Source organism: Flavobacteriales bacterium (assembly GCA_016700415.1).
Taxonomy (GTDB): domain Bacteria; phylum Bacteroidota; class Bacteroidia; order Flavobacteriales_F; family PHOS-HE28; genus PHOS-HE28.
In genome coordinates, this window is the sequence record CP065018.1 from 595,204 (window position 1) to 614,050 (window position 18,847).

Sequence of the window (18,847 nt, forward strand, 5' to 3'; positions counted from 1 at the left end):
CGGTCGGTCATGTGACACGGACAGGAACACGGCAAGCGAAGATGGACAAAACGGGTCAGTGGATCGCAGTTGTAAAAGGGAAAGCATGAGGATACGCCTGCACATAGCACCCCTGCTCCTCTGCACCCTCGCGTTGCCCGCACTGGCACAGGATGCGGGTGTGCGCGTATTCGCACAAGCAAGCGGTGCCGTGGCCTGGGTGGAGACCCTGAGCGCGGACAGCCTGCACCACCTGCGCAGCAGCGGCGTGGTGCTGAAGGAACAAGGCTGGCTGCTCACCTGCTTCCACGGCTTCAAGAACGGCGGCAGCATCGCAGCGCGTTTGGGCGACGTGCCCTTGCAATTGGGTGCGGTGATCACGGCCGATGAAGCCCGCGATCTGGTGGTGGTGCAAGTGCTGGGCACCGAGCCAGCTTCGGCGTGGAAGTCGGTGCCGACGCTGGCCACGGTGACCAGCGATGCCATACCCACGGGAGCGGATGCCTATGCGATCGGCAATCCGAACGGCGCGGAGCTGGTGATCAGTTACGGGCTTGTGAGCGGGCTACGGCCTTTCGGAAGAACGGCGCGCAAGCTGTTGCAGTTTTCCGCGCCCATCAGCGAAGGCAACAGCGGCGGCGCCTTGGTGGACAGCAAAGCACGGCTGCTCGGCCTGCCCATGGCGTGGCATGCTGACGGCGGCGGACAGGCGCTCAACTTCGCCCTGCCGATGGAGGAGGTCTTCGCCGCCGTGGCCAGCCCGCGCAATGACCTGCCGGTGGCCGATACGGCATGGCTGAACGCCACGCAGGTCTACCGGAAAGGCGAATGCTTGCAGGCCGAAAAATTGTTCCTCGGCTTCATCGATAACACCAACCCGCACGCACGCGATGCCGCCTACTTCAGCGCACGGTGCCTGCAACGCACCGGGCTCACGGAACGCGCACGTGCCATCTACGAGCACTTGGTGTTTGTCGACCCCTTTGATGCGAAAAGCATGTTCCGCTTAGGGGAAGTGCTGCTGAAACTCGGCGAAACAAAACGCGCCTTCGAACTGCGCCAGGAGGCCGGCCGCCTAAAACCGGAGCTGCTCACCAACGATCAATGGGATTGATGCACAGGAGAAAAAAATGAGTTAAAGCCACCCGCCTACCTTTGCATAGTGGAAAAGCGAGCGACATTCGAAGTGGTCCTTCAAGGTGCCAAGGGGGGTAAGCCCATGGGTCCGGAGGATTATGACATCAAGGCCCTGCGCGATCTGTTGGCCGAGGTGGAAGTGCTGCTTTTCCCCAACGACCGGCGCGAGCGGCCCGTGATCAGCTATGAAGTTCGGGAAGGCTCCGTGCGCCACCTCTTCCTTACGGGGGTGCAGGCCGTGGCACAGACCGGGGCCGTGCTGGGGCTGGTGGCCTCCACCGGAACGATCGATGTGCTGGAGCCGCGCACGGCCAAGGCCATCGAGGCCATGCAGCGCTGGGCGCAGGAAAGCGACTACACGTTCACCTTGCGGACCTCCCTGCCCGGCACCGCCGAGGTGAAGATCGACAGCAGTACGCACTACTTCCGCACCGAAGCCACTGCGGTGGAGACGGAAGTGTATCTCTATGGACGCGTGGTGGATGCCGGTGGCAAGGAAAAGCCGAACATCCACCTGCACGTCCCGGGCCAAGGCACCTACCTGATCGCCGCCACAGAAGCGCAGTTGACCGGCCGCGAGGATAACTACCTGTACCGTACAATGGGTATCCGGGCCACGGGCAAGCAGGACATTCAGACCGGCGAGATCGAAAAAGGGTCGCTGCAGCTTCTCGAACTGATCGACTACGAAGAGAAGTACGAAGAGGCCTACCTGAAGCGCTTGCAAGGCCGGGCCTACACGTGGCTGAAGGACATAGACCCGGACCAATATCTCAACGATGTCAGGGGCGAATACGGGGCTTGAGGCCGTGCGCGGGGTGTTGGTCGATACGAGCTTCGTTATCCGGCTGATGAAACCGGACGACCCCTTGGGTCCGAACGCATCAGCTTGGTTCCGCGAACTGCTTGGCCGGAAAGTGCCCCTGCACCTGAGCACCATCGTGATCGCGGAATGGTGCGTGAAGGGCGGTTTCGAGGACCTCCCGTTGCGCAATATGCGCGTGTTGCCGTTCAATGTGGAACATGCCCGCCGTGCGGGTCCGTTGATGGAAGTGTTGCTGCGGAGCCGGGAGCAGGGCGGGGCGGAAGAACGGAACGTGGTACTGAACGATGTGAAACTGCTTGCGCAAGCGGAGGCCACCACCGCCATCAGCCATATCCTGACCAAGGACGGTGGATATGCCAAACGCATTGCCCGCCTGCGGTCCGAGGGGCACCAGATCACCACACAGGTATTGGACCTGCATGTTCCAATGGCCGACGCCTTGGGCCGGTTGGATTTCCCGGAGTAACCCATGGCCCATTTTCTCACCACCACCGACAGCAGCGCGGCCATTGAGCGGGTGATCCGCGAGGCGGAGCGGTCGCTCACGCTCATCTCTGCGTTCGTCGCGCCGCGCATCGTCCACCTGCAACGCCTGCGGGATGCGGCCGAGCGCGGGGTGGAGATCACCTTCATCTTCGGCAAGAAGCCCATGCACCTGGGCGTGTTCCGCGACCTGCGCACGCTGCCGAACATGAAGCTGTACTTCCTGCGGGAGCTGCACGCCAAATGCTATTTCAACGAGCACGAGGCCGTGGTGACCAGCTTGAACCTGCTGGGCGGCTCGGAGCGGAGCAACCGCGAAATGGGCGTGCTGCTCAATGCGGCCCATGATCCGGAAGCCTATGGCCAAATGGTGCAGGAGAGCCATAGCATCCTCCGCATCGCCGACCTGGTCCACAGTACGGTGCCGGAGAAGGGTCTGGAGCGGATCAAGGAGGAATGGGGCAAGCGCGTGGCGGTGATCGAGCCGCAGGAGGATAGTTCGGAAGAGGAAATGAGCACCATTGAACGGGTGCGGAAGAAATACCCGCGCGCCTATCTCCGCTGGTCCCCGGAAGAAGACAGCCTCTTCCAGGAAATGATCAAGCGCGGCATGGCGCAGCTGGCCATCAGCGGCCTGCTGGAACGGCAGCCATCCGCCATCGCGTCCCGGATCGAGAAGTTGAAAGGGGACAACGACGCTCCCCCGTTAGCTTCGTCTTGAATTGTGGGAACAGTCCATCAAGCCTCCGGATCCACGCCAGGGCTATCGGGTCTTATTTCTCGCGCCTTTCGGCGCTTCGCACAGCATTCAAGGAACCACGGATACACACGGATCTACACGGATGAGGGTCAGAACAGAACAATAGGGTCATAGCGCATGCACTCATCGATCTTGGGGCTTGGATCCGTGCCGATCCGTGTCCATCCGTGGTAAAGAACACTCGGTCTTGTGCGCCCGCAGGGCGCTCAAGACCCGATAGCCCTAGGATCCACGGAACACCGGTGATGATCCGGTCCTGTGATCCCCATCTTTGAACCTCCCACGGACCGGCGTGTACAGCCCCTCGAAACCCGAACCATGAACAGGCTTATCCTGATCTTTCTGCTCGTGCTACCGCCGTTGCTGGGCGTGGCCCAGGCGCAGGACCGGAAGCAAGATGCCCCGCCTCCCCCGCCGGTGAACGTGCTGCAAGGCGGCTGGGACAACAACGTGGCCAATTCGCAGGCCGCGCAATGGAAGGACGCCAACACCAACGCGCCGAGCAATGCGCTGATGCAGCTGAACTGGTTGCGCAGCGAACAGAACGCCATGATCGGCAACAACAACGGTGTGCTGAAGACGGCGGACAAGGCCCAACTGGACCGCATCGCGAATGACATCAAGACCACCGCGCCGGGCAGCTTCGAGCAGCACTTGGCGGATTACTTCGTGGAATTCCCGAAAGCTGCTGCCTTCACTGAGTTGGAGACAGCATACAAACTGGCCCCTGAACGCACCGAACTGCTGGCGCCGATGCTCTCCAAGGCCATGCTGGACGGCGATGCGGCCGAGCTGAAAAAGTGGAGCGGGGAAATGCAGCGGCGCGGCGGGGTCGTCCCTCAGTTGAAAGCCGCCGCGGAAGATGTGCTGCTGAGCCTGCCCGCGGACGGCATCCTCTTCACCAATGGCGACATGGACACCCAGCCCGCCGTGGTGGAGCAAGTACAGCGGAACGACAAGCCGGGCGTGCTCATCGTCGACCGGCGCCTGTTGGCGGATCCCGGCTACCGGCAGCGCACCTGGCAACAGGCCGACGCCACAGGTTCCGTGCCCACCGCCGGACCGGACTTCGCGAAGGGCTTGTTGCGCTCCGGCACACGTCCGGTGTACTTCGCCCTGAGCTTGGACCGGAACTGGTTGGACGCCTTCAAGGGCCAACTGCATGCGGTGGGCGCGGTATTCCGCGTGGGGCCTGCCAAACTGAACGATGACGCCCTGCTTGCACAGCATTGGGCCGCGATGAAGAAGCCGTTGGACGCGGGGCCGCTCAGCCGGAACTACCTGCTGCCGGGCGCCATCCTGCTCCACCAGTTCCGCAGTAGCGGCAATGAGGCCGGGGCCTCACTGCTGGAGCATGAATTGCGCCAGATGGCCGTGGCCACCGGTGCCACACAGGACCTCTACAAATTGGGCATCCTTCAACATTAAGGTGCATGGGCCTCTTCCGCACCGACCCCGTGGACCTGAGCGATGAGCGGCTCATGGAGCTTACCGTGCGCGGCGATGAGCGCGCCTTCACCGTGCTCTACGACCGCTACCAGCGCAAGCTCCTCTCCTACTTCCACCGCATGCTGTGGAACGACCGGGAGCGCGCGGAGGACTTTCTGCAGGACCTTTTCACCAAGATCGCGCAGAAGCCCGATAGCTACAATCCTGAACGGCCCTTCCGCACCTGGCTCTACAGCGTGGCGAACAACATGTGCAAGAACGAATACCGCAGGATGGCCACACGCACGGCGGCCGTTCCGGAACTGAAAGCCACGAACAACCACACCGTGGAAGCGGTGGGCGGCATCGGCGTGGACCGGGCGCTGTTCTCCGCCAAGTTGGAGGAGGAATTGGACAAGCTGGACCCGGACCACAAAGCCACCTTCGTGATGCGGCACCATGAGGACATGGCGATCAAGGAGATCGCCGAGGTGTTCGGCATCTCCGAAGGCACGGTGAAAAGCCGCCTCTTCTACACGGTGAAAAAGCTGGCCGCCAACATGCCGGAATTCGACCCACGACCTAAACAAGCGGACCCTGTTGTGAGGCCGCGATGAAAAAGATGGAACGCCCTGAACGATACGACCCCGAGGACCTGGAGCACCTGATGCTCGAACGCGGCTTCGACGAGCTGCTGGAGGAGGAACGCGCCTATGCGCTGCGCCACTTGGAGGGCCGCGCCGAATACGAGCGGATGCGCGCCCTGCTGCACCACGTCCGCGAGGACAAGCGCGACCACGCCCCGATGGACGCGGACCCGGTGGTGCGCGAGCGCGTGCTGGCGGCCTTCCGCGTGCAACAGCGGCCCCAATGGCGGATCTGGCTGAACAGTGTGGGCGGCTTCCTGCTGCCTGCCCGGCCCTCCATGTACTGGCGGCCCGCGCTGGCCTTGGGCACCGTGGCCGTCTTGATCTTCGCCTCGCTGATGATCTGGAATGCGATGGAGCCGAAGGAGAATAAAGTCTTGGCGGAGGTGAGGCAGGAAATGCCGGCCCCGCCCGCCAAATCGGCGGTGCAGGAGGACGAGGTGCGACCGGCCACGACATCGTTGGAGAAGGAGCATGCACCGGAATCCAGCGCCGTCACCTCCACGCTCAGTTTTGATAAGCAAGCTGAGAATACCGACATGCGCGAAGAGCAAACCTCGGCCGGTGCCACTGCGAAACAAGCCCGTGCGGCCGCCCCCATCTCAGCCCCGGTGGCTGATGCTCCCTCAGAAATGGCGGATGAAGCTGCGACCACTGGATATGCGGAGCGTCTGGAAAATATGAACAAGGTCGCGGCCAATGAGGACCGGCTGCGTGTTACGAAGGCCACCGGCACCAGCGCCCGCCCGGACAGCCCGGCCGAAGTTGCTGAAGATGCAGGAGGCACTAGGTCTTATGATGCCCTATCTAGTGAGCATAAAAAGGACGAGGCCAAGCCGGGCTACTCCGAGGATGACCTGCTGGGCCTGCTGCGCGCAGCTTGGTAGGAATTCTGTAGCAGCTCCGTGAACAGATCCCGGAAAGCGGGATCGTCTGCATGAATCTGCGACATTCCGCTATGCCGAACAGGTACTGCGGTTCGTATTCATGTTTGATCTTGCTTGTTTGTTCAGTGGATCCATCCAAGGCCGGTCCGCTTCCCGCCCGTATCATTGCTTCGGAATCCACCCAATGACCGAAAGCCCTTCCTCTTCGGCCCCGTCCGCCCGCATCGCATGGCCTATGGCGGTGCTCACCACGCTCTTCTTCATGTGGGGCTTTATGACGGTGATGAACGATGTGCTGATCCCGCACCTCAAAGCCGTCTTCACGCTGAGCTGGTGGCAGAGCATGCTGGTGCAGTTCTGCTTCTTTGGGGCGTATTTTCTGGGGTCACTGGCATACTACCTGATCTCGCGCGGCGGCGAGGACCCTATCCAGCGCATTGGCTACAAACGCGGGCTGATCGCTGGACTGGTGCTGAGCGCCGTCGGCAGCGCGCTTTTCGTTCCGGCCACTTATGTCAGCGTTTACGGTCTGTATCTGGTCGCGCTGTTCGTGCTGGGACTCGGGTTCACTTTGCTGCAGATCGCGGCCAATCCGTTCGTGGCCATCATCGGTCCGGCGGAGACCGCCAGCAGCCGCTTGAACCTCGCGCAGGCCTTCAATTCCTTGGGCACCACGCTGGCTCCGCTGATCGGCGGCACGTTGATCTTCGACCTTTTCAAAGGTGATGCGGCGGTGCGTTGGCCGTATGCCTTCTTTGCCTTGCTGCTCTTGCTGCAAGCGGTCTGGGTGTATTTCACGGCTTTGCCGGAACCGCCACGCACGGAAGTACACGAACGGCGGAACGCTTTACGGCACCGTCAGCTTCGCAATGGCATGATCGCCATCTTCTGCTACGTGGGCGCGGAAGTCGCTATCGGCAGCCTCATCATTGGCTTCGTTGGGCTGGACGGCGTGCTGGGGCTTTCGCACAACGACGCGAAGAACTACCTGAGCCTCTACTGGGGCGGCGCCATGTGTGGCCGCTTCTTAGGCGCTGTGGCATTGAGCGACCGCTTCAATGGATCTAAACGCGTGGCGGTGCTGGCGTTGATCGGCGTGGCGATGTTCCTGTTGCTTTGGATCGTGAACCGCGTAGGCGGCGGCTTGGACTTGCAGCACCTCTGGCCGCTGGCGGTGCTGATCGCCGCGAACATGGGCGCCTTCCTCATCGCGGGCCGCAAGCCGGGCCGGGCCACGGGGCTGTTCGCCTGCATCGCGGCGGGATTGCTTGTGGCCACGATGGTGAGCAGCGGCGCTGTCGCCATGTGGACGATCCTCGCCATCGGCCTGTTCAACTCGATCCTGTGGAGCAACATCTTCACCCTCTCCATCGATGACCTGAAGGGCGACACCGGCCAAGGCAGTTCCCTATTGGTGATGATGATCCTCGGTGGCGCATTGATCCCGCTGGCACAAGGCGCATTGATCGATGTGCTCCAACAGCACGGAACGCCGGAACGGGCCATGCACCTCAGCTTTTTCCTGCCGTTGCTGTGCTATGCGTACTTGGCGTGGTTCGGGTTCGAGGGAAGCAAGCCGGCTGCCGGAATGGAACGCAGATGACGCTGAAAGAGGGGATCCCCGCAGATCAGAATTTGGAGGCGACCGTCCGGGTCGGTTTGCTTGCAAGAAAGGTGCTACTAGCAAGAAGATCACCTTTGTGTCCTTCGTGTTCTTCGTGGTCCAAACCAAGAAGGACCTCCGGCAAATCATCTGCGTCCATCTGCGAAATCTGCGGACCGATCTTCAAAGCATGATCATCGGCATCGACATCGGCGGCACCACGACCAAGATCGGCCTGGTCGACAACGGACGTGTGACCGCCACTACACGCATCCCCACCACGGGCCATGTGGATGAATTCGCCTTTGCCGATGCACTGGCGGAGGCGGCTCTGCAACTCGGCACCGATCACAGATCACCAGCTACCGATCACCAAATTCAAGCAATTGGAATAGGCGCCCCCAACGCCAACCAGCTCACGGGCATCATCGAAATGGCACCGAACCTGCCGTGGAAGAACGACGTGCCTTTGGCGCGAATGGTGGAGGAGCGCACCGGCATCCGCAGCGTGCTGGGCAACGATGCCAATGCGGCGGCGCTGGGTGAATGGCGCTACGGCGCAGGCCAAGGCTTGAAAGATCTGCTGCTGGTGACGCTCGGCACCGGCGTGGGCAGCGGCTTTATCGTGAACGGTCAACTGGTGCTCGGCAGCCACGGCAATGCGGGCGAATTGGGCCACATGACGATCGTGATCGATGGCCGGGACTGCACTTGCGGCCGCAAAGGCTGCTTAGAAGCCTATGTGAGCATCCGCGGGTTGCGTCAGACATTCTTGGAACTGGACGGCGATGCTGAAGTTTTGAAGGAGGAAGGTGTTTTGTGCATCGCGAAGGCCGCCGAACAAGGCGATGCGGCGGCGTTGCAGACCTTCCGCCATGCGGCGCGCTGGTTAGCCGTGGGCTTGGCGAACGCTGTGGCCGTCACCGGCCCGGAGCGCATCGTGCTCTTTGGCGGGATAGCGCGCAGCGGTGATCTGTTGATGGTCCCGTTACAAGAGCGCTTCCAGGAATACCTGCTGAACATCTACCACGGTCGCGTGGACCTGGTGGCCTCGGCGCTGCCGGATGATGATGCGGCGATACTTGGTGCTGCGGCGCTGACGACGTTGTGAGTTTTTACCGCAACGGACGCTACGAGCGCAACGGGAATGCCGGGATAGCTCGGGGTCGACGACATCCAACGGCCTTACGACGACGTTCAGAACGTTGCGCTCGTTGCGTCCGTTGCGGTTCCTATTCTCATTAGACTTTGCGTCGTGGCGGTGAACCTCAGACCCGTATTTTCGGCCAATGCTCAACCGGCTCTTTCTCTCCGCGCTCCTCCTTTCCCCTGCGGTCCTTCCTGCGCAGGACACCACCACGTGGGCCACCAACTACGCCACTGAACTGGTGAACCCCTTTGTAGGTACCGGCGGCCATGGGCATACGTTCCCCGGTCCGTGCGTGCCCTTTGGGATGGTGCAGTTGAGCCCCGATACCCGCATCGACCCCGTGGAATGGGACGGCTGCGGTGGCTACCATTACAGCGACAGCCTGATCTACGGCTTCAGCCATACGCACCTCAGTGGCACCGGCGTCTCGGACCTCTGCGATGTGCTGCTGATGCCGTTGAGCGGCGGCCTTACCACGAAGCCCGAGGAATACCGTTCCCGTTTCTCGCACCAACGGGAAGAAGCGCACGCAGGCTATTACAAAGTGCATCTGGACGATCCGAACGTGGACGTTGAACTCACCGCCACCAAGCGCGTGGGCATGCACCGCTACCACTTCGCGAAGGCCGACGAGCGTTCCATCGTGATCGATCTCCGGCACCGGGACCGTTTGTTGGCCAGTTCGATCAAGCAGACCGGCGTGAGTGAGATCGTCGGGGAGCGCCGCAGCAGCTCCTGGGCACGCGACCAGCGGCTCTTCTTCTGCATCCGTATCGATCGCAAGGTGATACTGGACCCCGTGCTCTCCGACAGTTCCAAGGCCGTGATCGCACTTCCCTCGGACAGCCTGCCGGTGCTGGTGAAAGTGGGCATCAGCGCGGTGAGCGTGGAAGGTGCGCGGAAGAACATGGAGGCCGAGGTGCCCGGCTGGGAATTCGATGCTGTGCGAGAACAGGCCGAAGATGTCTGGGACAAGGAGCTGGGCCGCATCGAGGTGCTGGGCGGCGAGCCGGAGCAGCAACGCATCTTCTACACGGCGCTCTATCACAGCCTGCTCGTCCCCTACCTCTTCAACGATGTGGACGGCCAATACCGCGGCAACGACGGCAAGGTCCACACCGCGAAGCACGACGTGTACACCGTCTTCAGCCTGTGGGACACCTTCAGGGCCGAACATCCGCTGTTCACCATCCTGGAGCCGGAGCGCACGGTGGACTTCACCAAGACCTTCTTGGACATCTACTCGCAAACAGGCCGCCTGCCCGTGTGGGAGCTTTGGGGCAACGAGACCGATTGCATGATCGGCTACCACAGCGTGAGCGTGATCGCCGACGCTTACCTGAAGGGCATCCGTGGCTTCGATGCCGAGCTGGCGCTGAAGGCCATGGTAGCCAGTGCGGACCGCGACGAGGCCGGCCTGAACGCCTTGCGCGCCAAGGGCTACATCAGCAGCGAGGACCAGAGCGAGAGCGTGAGCCGCACGCTGGAATACGCCTACGACGATTGGTGCATCGCGAAGATGGCGAAGGCCATGGGCAAGGACAGCATAGCCTCGGTGTTCTTCGATCGCGCAAGCAACTGGCGGAACCTCTTCGACCCGGGAACAGGCTTCTTCCGTGCCCGCTACAACGGCGGCTTCAAGGGTCCGTTCGATCCCTTCGAGGTGAACTTTGACTTCACCGAGGCGAACGCATGGCAGTACAGCACTTTCGTTCCGCAGGACGTGGAAGGCTTGGACCGAGCGCTGAAAGCCACGGGCCACGGTGGCTTGGAACAGCGGCTCGACGAGCTCTTCGAAGCGCACCCCAAGACCACCGGTCGCGACCAGAGCGATATCACCGGCTTGATCGGCCAGTACGCGCACGGCAACGAACCGAGCCATGCCATGGCCTGGATGTACGACCGCGTGGCCCGGCAGGACAAAGCCAAACGCATGGTGGACCGCCTCCTGACGGAATTCTACCACGACACGCCGGACGGCCTGATCGGCAACGAGGACTGCGGCCAGATGAGCGCGTGGTACGTGATGAGCGCTTTGGGCCTGTACCAGATCGCGCCGGGGGATCCGGTGTTCGAGCTGCATGCGCCGCTGTTCCATGCGTACCGCATCCACCTGCCGAACGGGAAGGAAGTACATGTGCGTTGCAGCGGGGAGTTGATCGGCGATCGCTTGATCCGCTCCACGGTGCTCAATGGCGAGGCCGGCCGCTTGAGCTCCGTCCCCTGCTCCACGCTCATGCAGGGCATGGACCTGCAGATCGATCTCGCCGCAATGTGGCGACCGTTGGAAGGAGCACGTATCACCACCGTGGCACGTGATCCGATCACAAGCTATCCGCCCTCCGCACCGATCATCACGGCGTCCAGCCAGGCTTTCACGCAACCGCTGGAGGTCTCCATCAGCACGTTGCGTTCGGATGATCAGATCCATTATACGGTGGACGGGAGCCGGCCCACACGCAACAGCCCTGTTTATGATGGACCGGTCACCGTAGCGTCCACCACCGTGGTGAAAGCCATCGCCGTGGACAAGGACCGGACCAGCCCTGTGATCAGTGCGCACTTCACGCAGATCGATCCCGACCGCACCATCAAAGTGGAAAGCAAGTGGTCCTCGCAGTATGCCGCCGCCGGTGAGGTCGCCTTGATCGACGGCATCCGTGGCGCACAGGACTGGCGCACCGGCGCTTGGCAAGGCTATCTCGGCACCGACGTGCTGGCCACGGTGGACCTCGGCAGCATGAAGACGCTGAAGCACCTCGGGCTGGGCGTGCTTCAGGACCAGCGTTCGTGGATCTGGTACCCGGAAAGCGTTCAGTTCGCGTGGAGCATGAACGGCCACGATTGGAGCAGCGCCACGGTGGCCAACACGGTGCCGCGCACGGCGGAAGGAACGCAGACCATGGAAATGACCACCGAGCTACTGAACAAGCACGCGCGCTACATCAAGGTGATCGCCAAGTACGCCGGCCCCTGCCCCGACTGGCATCCCGGCAAAGGCGAGGCGTCGCACCTCTTCACGGACGAGCTGTTGATCGACTGCGAGTAAGAGAGGGACAGAGTTATTTGTTTGGTACAGGGTACTGGGTATAGGGTACAGGGTATCTGAAGGGTCGTGTTAGGACTCCGATGCCCTGTACTCGGTACTCAGTACCCGGTACCCTGTACCAAACGACCGATCTCACATAATGTCCACCACATTCCTCACACCTTCCTGCGCATAACTGCTTGAGCGATCGCCTGTGGGCAGCACATGGCCGGATACTTTCACCGCCAGAGTCCATCGCATGTCCGGGAAAACGCACACCACTTCCGCCGTCGTCATCATCGGCGCGTTGTTCTTTCTTTTCGGCTTTGTGACGTGGATCAACGGTCCGCTGATCAGCTATCTGAAGATCGTGTGCGAGCTGAAGGAAGGCGCGGAGCCTTTCTATGTCACGTTCGCGTTCTACATCGCCTATTTCGTCACAGCACTGCCGATGGCCTGGGTGCTGGGCAAGACCGGCATGAAGCGCGGCATGATGTACGGCCTGTTCACCATGGCATTGGGCGCGCTGCTCTTCATCCCCGCCGCGCAAGAGCGCTCTTACGGCCTGTTCTTAGCGGGGCTGTTCGTCATCGGCACGGGACTGTCGTTGCTACAGACGGCGAGCAATCCCTACATCACGGTGGTGGGTCCGATCGAGAGCGCTGCGGCGCGCATCAGCGTGATGGGCATCTGCAACAAGATGGCCGGGGTGCTGGCTCCGTTCGTCCTCGGTGCCTTGCTCCTTTCCGATGCGGACACCCTGCAGGCCGACCTCAGTGCGCTGCAAGGTCCGTTGCTCGCCGCTCGCCTGGATGAGCTGGCCCAGCGCGTGATCCTGCCCTACGGCGTGATGGCCGCCTCCCTCGTCGCATTGGGCCTGATGATCAAATACTCCCCGCTTCCGGAGCTGGACCCCGAGGTGGATGCGCCCGGCGTGGCCACCGATGGCCGCAGCATCTTCTCCTTCCCCAACCTGATGCTCGGCGTGATGGCGCTTTTCCTCTACGTGGGCGTGGAGGTGATGGCAGGCGACACCATCGGCATTTACGGCCAGTCCCTCGGGTTGCCGCTTAGCGAGGCCAAGCACCTCACCAGCTATACGCTGGTCGGCATGGTGGTGGGCTATGTGATCGGCATCGTGGCGATCCCCCGTTTCATTTCGCAGGCCAAGGCTTTGGCAGCCTCAGCGGTGCTGGGCGTGGTGCTCACCATCGCGGCCACGCTGCTCCCGGCACACGCCTCGATACTCTGCATTGCCCTGCTGGGCCTGGCCAACGCGTTGGTGTGGCCCGCGATCTGGCCTTTGGCGATCTCCGGGCTGGGCCGCCACACCAAGATCGGCAGCGCGCTGCTCATCATGGCCATCGCGGGCGGCGCTATCCTGCCGTTGATCTACGGTAAGCTCGCCGAGGAGCCAAGCATCGGCCACCAACACGCATATTGGATGATGGTGCCCTGCTACCTCTTCATTCTGTGGTACGGTGTGAAGGGACACAGCAAGAAAGCGTGGTGATACGGCGGTTCGTGGTGCGATAACCTATTCCCTGTCCTCAGGACCCCCTTCGGGAGATCGCTGAGGGAACTAGTCCCATCAACGTCTTCCGCCGTACGGCGGAAGACGTTGATGTTAGAGGAACCTCAGCGCCTCTTCGCCCGCTCCCAGTAGGCGTCCATCTCGGCAAGGCTCATCTCGCCGAGCTTCTTCCCGTCCTTGCGCGATTCCGTCTCCAAGAACTGGAAACGCTGGATGAACTTGCGGTTGGTGCGTTCCAACGCCTCGTCCGGGTCGATCTTCAGGAAGCGCGCGTAGTTCACGATGCTGAAGAGCAGGTCGCCAAGCTCATCCGCCTGCTTGTCGCTTTGCGTCTCCACCTCGTGCTTCAGCTCCGCCAATTCCTCGTGTACCTTCTCCCATACTTGGTGCGCGTGCTCCCAATCGAAGCCCACGCCACGGGCCTTGTCCTGTATGCGGACCGCCTTCACCATGCTGGGCAGGCCGCGGGGCACGCCTTCCAGCACGCTGCGCGGCCCGTCGTCTTGTCGACCCGATGGGTCGACGCTACGCCGTTCCTTCAGCTTGATCTTTTCCCAATTGGCCTTCACCTCCTCCTCATCCTGCACCTGCACGTCGCCGTAAATGTGCGGGTGCCTGCGGATCAATTTCTCACAAATGCCGTTGAGCACGTCGGTGATGGTGAACGCGCCTTTCTCCTCGCCGATCTTGGCATAGAACACGTTGTGCAGCATCAGGTCGCCCAGCTCGTTCTTCACCTCCTGTAGGTCGTTGTTCAGGATCGCATCGCCGAGCTCGTAGGTCTCCTCAATGGTGAGCGGCCGGAGCGTTTCCAAGGTCTGTTTGCGGTCCCACGGGCATTTGGCGCGCAGGTCGTCCATGATGTTCAGCAGGCGTTCAAAGGCTTCTAAGCGGGGATCCATGGTGCAAGTGTAGGGAGCGGGGCGCGGAGGTGGTTGTTGGGGTTTGGACGCGGAGGCGGAGGAATGCGGCAGGTGACCTTCGTGGCAACCATGGATCAGTAAAGCCGAAGAAGACCAAGTAGTATTCAGGCTGCCGGACGGAACGATCTTCGGTACACGATCCGTGGCGTTATTGTACATTCGATGGTCGGATCTTATCGTGTGAAGTCCGAAGACTTCACGAGGAAGTATGGATGAATGCAGCGTACATCAACCACAAGTCGCTCCGGCCGTCCATGTTGGAGAGCAAAGTCTGGTTGGCCGGGAAGACTTGCGAGGGCGTTGGGCAAAAGACGGGTAAAATCGTTTTACAATGAGATCGATGTTGACATGGATGCTGAGTACGTTGTTGTTCTGCATGACAGCTCATGTATGCCGTGCTCAGGCCTATCCTGACTCCTCCGCGTCATGGTGCTTTTCCGATTTTAATAATTCGGAGTTCACACGCATTCAAATGATCTTGGGACCTGATCCGGACACGGTGATTGCTGGCCAGACCTATAAGCGCATATTGGAATACATCATGAACGGTTCGTTTGATCATTCGGAACTGGTTCAGCGATTTTATGTGCGATCCGATACCACAGGCAAGGGCTACGTTATGCTGCTCGATTCCATGCAGGAGTATCTTGCGGTTGATGTCGCGGCGAATGCGGGAGATACGATCCCTAATGTGCTAACATCCTATACTTGGGGGCCTGATCCAGACTATGAGATCAGGACCGTGGTCGTGGATTCTATTCTATTATTGGAAAACAATGGAATCACTGTCAATCGTCTATTTATACATGCAATTGGCTGGGAGCCACTCGTCCCATATATTGGTTATTATATGTTTTGGCAGTCAGGAATTGGAGGTTCGACCGGCCCTCTATTACAATTGGAAATAATATATGGCAATACAGATCCAGATTGTTTAAGACTACATGATACCTACGTCTATTCCGAACAGTCCGGCAACCCGGGCCTTCCGGGTATTCCTTGTGATTGCTCGCTATTACCTGTTGGTATAGAGGAATTGCATTCGGCCATGACGGCCTTCATCACTCCCAACCCCTCCACCGGCCAGTTTATCCTCGTCCTCGCACAAAAAGCAAAAAGCATCGCTGTGTATTCTGCTACCGGCCAACAGATCTGGCAAGGCAGCGGCAACACCATAGATCTCACCACGCAGCCGCCCGGTGTGTACACGGCGGTGGTGGCCACTGAGCGGGGCAGGCAGGCGGTGCGGTTGGTGGTGGTTAGGTAGATCAGCGGATGAGATCGATTAGCTGAACAGCTGATGGACGCACGAAGAACCCCGCGCTCACAAGTGACCAAGCCATTGGATGGGGAGCACAGCTGCGGAGCGGGCATAGTGCAAAACACTTGCAAGGGAACTGTTCATTCCAAAACAGACAGAGTCTAAGCCTGACAACCGACAACCCATAACTCGGCCCTACCCTTCCCAAGGATAGGTGCTGCTCGTGCGTGAAGGATCATACATGGGGTCGGTCTGTCCGTCTTGGCCGACACGGGGTTCAGGAGGTTGCTCATCACCGGGGTCACTGCCTGGAAGCAGAAGTTCCTCTTCGTCCTCTTCCTCCTCTTCAACCCTTGGCGGCGGCACATGGGCAGGCGGCACGTTGCGGTACCACCAGGCCAGCAACGACCCTACGACCCCGCCGAACAGATGGCTTTCCCAACTGACGCCGGGTTGGATGGGCAGGACGCCCCACCACATGCTGCCGTAGAGGAAGACCACGATCAAGGAGACGGCCATCAGCGCGATGCGCCTGCGGAACAGCCCGCTGAAGAAATGGAAACCCGCCAAGGCATACACGATGCCACTGGCGCCGATGTGATGGCTTTCGCGCCCCATGGCCCACACCCACAGCCCGGTGGTCAGCCAACTGACCAGCACCACGCGCCCGGCGGCCTTCGGATAGAAGTAGACGGTGAACCAGCCCAGCAGTAGCAAGGGTAGACTGTTGTTCACCAGATGCTCCAACCCGCCATGCAGGAAGGGCGCGAACACGATGCCGCGCAAACCCGTGATGGTGCGGGGAAGGATCCCGAAACGCGCCAAGTCCAAGTGGTAGACCAGGTCGAAGCCCAGCACCACCCACATCAGCGCGACCACCATTGCGGGCGGGATCAGCGCGGTGAGCAGCCGCCTGCGGTCGTGATCGATGGACTGGACGTAAATTATTGCCATGTATCACGCAGTCTTCACGATCTTCGGGCCGGAATAGACTTCGGCCACCTTGTCAGGCGAAGATGAACAAACAACGACGATCCATGCATTCGATCCAACATTCCTCTGTACAACGCATTGGTGTTATAGGTGTCGCCACTACGCTTTTCTTTCTCCTCGCATGTTCTTCCAGCCGGAAGTCCGAAGCACCGACCGCCCCGCCCGCGGCGGAGACGGTGCGGATCGTGAAGGGGGATCCGCCTGCCAAAAGCGAACTGGCGCAGCTGATGCGTGAAATGACCGCCTTTGCCGATACCACCGGGAAACGGCTCAGTGAAGGAAGGGACCTTCTGCCATTCCCGGAACAGTTCAAGAAGCTGAAAACAGCGGAAGCCACACCCGGGATGGTGCACCGGGGCACCTTCGATCCGTTCGCCCAGGCCTGGCTGCACCAGTTGGATTCGCTCTACACCACGCCTAAGGCCGATCGCACAAATGTGTTCAACGACCTGATAATGGCCTGCGCCGGCTGCCATGGCCAGATGTGTCCCGGTCCGCTGGTGCGGATCAATAAATTGAGCATTCCGGAGGATGGGGAATGACCTCCGGCGTCGGCGTCCGCATTGAACCATTCCCGGTCCCGCACGTCAAAACCAGCATGCAGTCCTCCACACTGATCCCTTGCTTAGCCCTCTTGGCGCTCCCTTCCTTTGCCTTGGCCCAAACACCCTACTTCCCGGCGCCTGTTGCCGGAAGCACATGGGAAATCACGGACCCCGCGACGCTCGGCTGGTGCCCGGAACGCATCGATTCGCTCTACGCCTATCTCGGCGACCACCACACCAAAGGCTTCATCCTGCTGAAGGACGGCCGGATCGTGCTGGAACACTACTTCGGCACGTTCACGCAGGACAGCTTGTGGTACTGGGCCAGCGCCGGAAAGACCTTGACGAGCACCATCGTCGGGATCGCCCAGGAGGACGGGTCCCTTGATATCAACGAACCCGTGAGCACCTATCTCGGCCCAGGCTGGACGGCGGAAACGCCCATACAGGAGGCCGCCATCACGGTAAGGCATCAGCTCACCATGACCACGGGCCTGGATGATGGCGTGGCCAACAGCGACTGCACCGACCCGGCGTGCTTGGCATACATCGCCGACGCCGGTGATCGCTGGGCCTATCACAATGCGCCTTACACGCTGCTCCAGGAAGTGGTGGCCAATGCCACCGGCCAGAACTACTACACCTACTTCAATGCCCGGCTGCGGGATCCCATCGGCATGGAGGGTTTCTGGCTGCCCATCCTGTACAACCGCGTTTATTTCAGCACGGTCCGCAGCATGGCGCGTTTCGGGCTGCTGGCCTCCAACGGCATGGTGTGGGGCACGGACACCATCCTGCATGACAGCGCGTATTTCCATGCCGCCATCACGCCTTCACAGAACCTGAACCACAGCTACGGCTACCTCTGGTGGCTGAACGGACAGGACAGCTTCATGCTGCCCAGTAGCCAGTTCGTATTCCCGGGGGAACTGGTGCCGCACGCCCCAGCGGACATGTACAGCGCGCTCGGGAAGAACGACCAGATCATCAATGTGGCACCCGGCCAAGGGCTGGTGCTGGTGCGCATGGGCGACCCCGCATATGACGCACAATTAGTCTCCTCGGTCTTTGATGACCACGTATGGCAATACGTGAACGCGTTGGATTGCAACACCGGCATCGATGAAGTCGGGCTGCAGCAGGGACCGGTCCTTGCGCCAAACCCGTGCAAGGACGTGGTCCGGTTCCAATTGCCCAACAAGGTCCGTTCCGCGGAGGTCACCTTGTTCGACACCATGGGCAGGACCGTGCTGACCACGCGCAGCACCGGGACCATCGACGTTTCAATGCTGGCCCCGGGATCCTATGCTGTGCGCATCATTTCCGACGGTAAAACATGGACTTCGGCCCTCAAAAAAGAATAGCGCTTTCCGCTATGCGGGACGCTTCTATATTTGCGGCCCCTTGCCCAGGTGGTGAAATTGGTAGACACGCACGCTTGAGGGGCGTGTGGCCGAAAGGCTGTGCTGGTTCGAGTCCAGTCCTGGGCACTTGGTGATCTAGCCCTGTCGCGAAGCGGCAGGGCTTTTTCGTGACCGACTTGCCAAGCGAAGCTTGAGCAAGGAAGGGCACGAAAAAAGACCGTGAGCGAAGCGAGGGGGCTTGATCCACTCCACGGCTAAACCTGGTCCGACGAAGTCAATCCAGTCCTGGGCACTTTCGT

General features: G+C 60.8%; 16 protein-coding genes and 1 tRNA gene. 15 read left to right on the plus strand and 2 right to left on the minus strand.

Annotated features, from left to right (window positions below; translation table 11 throughout):
- Window positions 1–85: 85 nt before the first annotated feature.
- The 11 genes from IPP95_02370 to IPP95_02420 all read left to right on the plus strand — a co-directional run bounded on the left by IPP95_02370 (window position 86) and on the right by IPP95_02420 (window position 13,441).
- Window positions 86–1,093, plus strand: a complete 1,008-nt coding sequence (locus tag IPP95_02370; protein QQS73094.1) for a trypsin-like peptidase domain-containing protein — start codon at window positions 86–88, stop codon at window positions 1,091–1,093.
- 48 nt (window positions 1,094–1,141) lie between these two features.
- Window positions 1,142–1,921, plus strand: a complete 780-nt coding sequence (locus IPP95_02375) for a hypothetical protein (protein ID QQS73095.1) — start codon at window positions 1,142–1,144, stop codon at window positions 1,919–1,921.
- A complete protein-coding gene (locus IPP95_02380) occupies window positions 1,896–2,408 on the plus strand; it encodes a hypothetical protein (protein ID QQS73096.1) in 513 nt (170 codons plus the stop codon). Before IPP95_02375 ends, IPP95_02380 begins: the two co-directional genes overlap by 26 nt.
- A 3-nt stretch (window positions 2,409–2,411) precedes the next feature.
- A complete protein-coding gene (locus tag IPP95_02385) occupies window positions 2,412–3,146 on the plus strand; it encodes a phospholipase D family protein (protein ID QQS73097.1) in 735 nt (244 codons plus the stop codon).
- Between the two features lie 357 nt (window positions 3,147–3,503).
- Window positions 3,504–4,613: a hypothetical protein gene (locus IPP95_02390; GenBank protein QQS73098.1), complete on the plus strand. Its 1,110-nt coding sequence runs from the start codon at window positions 3,504–3,506 to the stop codon at window positions 4,611–4,613.
- A gap of 5 nt (window positions 4,614–4,618) precedes the next feature.
- On the plus strand, window positions 4,619–5,230 hold the full coding sequence (locus IPP95_02395) for a sigma-70 family RNA polymerase sigma factor (protein ID QQS73099.1): 612 nt from the start codon (window positions 4,619–4,621) through the stop codon (window positions 5,228–5,230).
- Window positions 5,227–6,147, plus strand: a complete 921-nt coding sequence (locus IPP95_02400) for a hypothetical protein (protein ID QQS73100.1) — start codon at window positions 5,227–5,229, stop codon at window positions 6,145–6,147. Before IPP95_02395 ends, IPP95_02400 begins: the two co-directional genes overlap by 4 nt.
- Window positions 6,148–6,382: 235 nt before the next feature.
- Entirely contained in the window at window positions 6,383–7,750 is a 1,368-nt protein-coding gene (locus IPP95_02405; GenBank protein ID QQS74176.1) for a sugar MFS transporter, read from the plus strand.
- A gap of 190 nt (window positions 7,751–7,940) precedes the next feature.
- Window positions 7,941–8,861, plus strand: a complete 921-nt coding sequence (locus IPP95_02410; protein ID QQS73101.1) for an ROK family protein — start codon at window positions 7,941–7,943, stop codon at window positions 8,859–8,861.
- 178 nt (window positions 8,862–9,039) lie between these two features.
- Entirely contained in the window at window positions 9,040–11,949 is a 2,910-nt protein-coding gene (locus tag IPP95_02415) for a GH92 family glycosyl hydrolase (protein ID QQS73102.1), read from the plus strand.
- Window positions 11,950–12,187: 238 nt separating this feature from the next.
- The gene (locus IPP95_02420) at window positions 12,188–13,441 is read left to right on the plus strand and encodes a sugar MFS transporter (protein ID QQS73103.1); all 1,254 of its coding nucleotides are present in this window, start codon (window positions 12,188–12,190) and stop codon (window positions 13,439–13,441) included.
- A gap of 125 nt (window positions 13,442–13,566) precedes the next feature.
- On the opposite strand, the gene mazG is transcribed toward IPP95_02420, so the two are convergent.
- A complete protein-coding gene (gene mazG / locus IPP95_02425) occupies window positions 13,567–14,364 on the minus strand; it encodes a nucleoside triphosphate pyrophosphohydrolase (GenBank protein QQS73104.1) in 798 nt (265 codons plus the stop codon).
- Between the two features lie 352 nt (window positions 14,365–14,716).
- Here mazG and IPP95_02430 point away from each other — a divergent pair, with 352 nt between their 5' ends.
- Entirely contained in the window at window positions 14,717–15,652 is a 936-nt protein-coding gene (locus IPP95_02430; GenBank protein QQS73105.1) for a T9SS type A sorting domain-containing protein, read from the plus strand.
- Window positions 15,653–15,841: 189 nt separating this feature from the next.
- Here IPP95_02430 and IPP95_02435 read toward each other — a convergent pair whose 3' ends face one another.
- On the minus strand, window positions 15,842–16,600 hold the full coding sequence (locus tag IPP95_02435) for a rhomboid family intramembrane serine protease (GenBank protein QQS73106.1): 759 nt from the start codon (window positions 16,598–16,600) through the stop codon (window positions 15,842–15,844).
- Window positions 16,601–16,683: 83 nt separating this feature from the next.
- On the opposite strand from IPP95_02435, the gene IPP95_02440 reads away from it, so the two are divergent.
- The 3 genes from IPP95_02440 (at window position 16,684) to IPP95_02450 (ending at window position 18,674) form a co-directional block, all read left to right on the plus strand.
- Window positions 16,684–17,181, plus strand: a complete 498-nt coding sequence (locus tag IPP95_02440; protein QQS73107.1) for a hypothetical protein — start codon at window positions 16,684–16,686, stop codon at window positions 17,179–17,181.
- 56 nt (window positions 17,182–17,237) lie between these two features.
- Window positions 17,238–18,548, plus strand: coding sequence for a serine hydrolase (locus IPP95_02445; GenBank protein QQS73108.1), 1,311 nt, complete (start codon window positions 17,238–17,240; stop codon window positions 18,546–18,548).
- Window positions 18,549–18,590: 42 nt separating this feature from the next.
- Window positions 18,591–18,674, plus strand: a tRNA-Leu gene (locus IPP95_02450).
- The last annotated feature ends 173 nt before the right edge of the window (window positions 18,675–18,847 follow it).

Excerpts from the sequence above, each read along its gene's own strand:
- IPP95_02370 (QQS73094.1), top strand. The coding sequence starts at position 86 with ATGAGGATACGCCTGCACATAGCACCCCTGCTCCTCTGCACCCTCGCG.
- IPP95_02380 (QQS73096.1), top strand. The coding sequence starts at position 1,896 with ATGTCAGGGGCGAATACGGGGCTTGAGGCCGTGCGCGGGGTGTTGGTC.
- IPP95_02385 (QQS73097.1), top strand. The coding sequence starts at position 2,412 with ATGGCCCATTTTCTCACCACCACCGACAGCAGCGCGGCCATTGAGCGG.
- IPP95_02390 (QQS73098.1), top strand. The coding sequence starts at position 3,504 with ATGAACAGGCTTATCCTGATCTTTCTGCTCGTGCTACCGCCGTTGCTG.
- IPP95_02395 (QQS73099.1), top strand. The coding sequence starts at position 4,619 with ATGGGCCTCTTCCGCACCGACCCCGTGGACCTGAGCGATGAGCGGCTC.
- IPP95_02400 (QQS73100.1), top strand. The coding sequence starts at position 5,227 with ATGAAAAAGATGGAACGCCCTGAACGATACGACCCCGAGGACCTGGAG.
- IPP95_02405 (QQS74176.1), top strand. The coding sequence starts at position 6,383 with ATGGCGGTGCTCACCACGCTCTTCTTCATGTGGGGCTTTATGACGGTG.
- IPP95_02410 (QQS73101.1), top strand. The coding sequence starts at position 7,941 with ATGATCATCGGCATCGACATCGGCGGCACCACGACCAAGATCGGCCTG.
- IPP95_02415 (QQS73102.1), top strand. The coding sequence starts at position 9,040 with ATGCTCAACCGGCTCTTTCTCTCCGCGCTCCTCCTTTCCCCTGCGGTC.
- IPP95_02420 (QQS73103.1), top strand. The coding sequence starts at position 12,188 with ATGTCCGGGAAAACGCACACCACTTCCGCCGTCGTCATCATCGGCGCG.
- mazG (QQS73104.1), bottom strand. The coding sequence starts at position 14,364 with ATGGATCCCCGCTTAGAAGCCTTTGAACGCCTGCTGAACATCATGGAC.
- IPP95_02430 (QQS73105.1), top strand. The coding sequence starts at position 14,717 with ATGAGATCGATGTTGACATGGATGCTGAGTACGTTGTTGTTCTGCATG.
- IPP95_02435 (QQS73106.1), bottom strand. The coding sequence starts at position 16,600 with ATGGCAATAATTTACGTCCAGTCCATCGATCACGACCGCAGGCGGCTG.
- IPP95_02440 (QQS73107.1), top strand. The coding sequence starts at position 16,684 with ATGCATTCGATCCAACATTCCTCTGTACAACGCATTGGTGTTATAGGT.
- IPP95_02445 (QQS73108.1), top strand. The coding sequence starts at position 17,238 with ATGCAGTCCTCCACACTGATCCCTTGCTTAGCCCTCTTGGCGCTCCCT.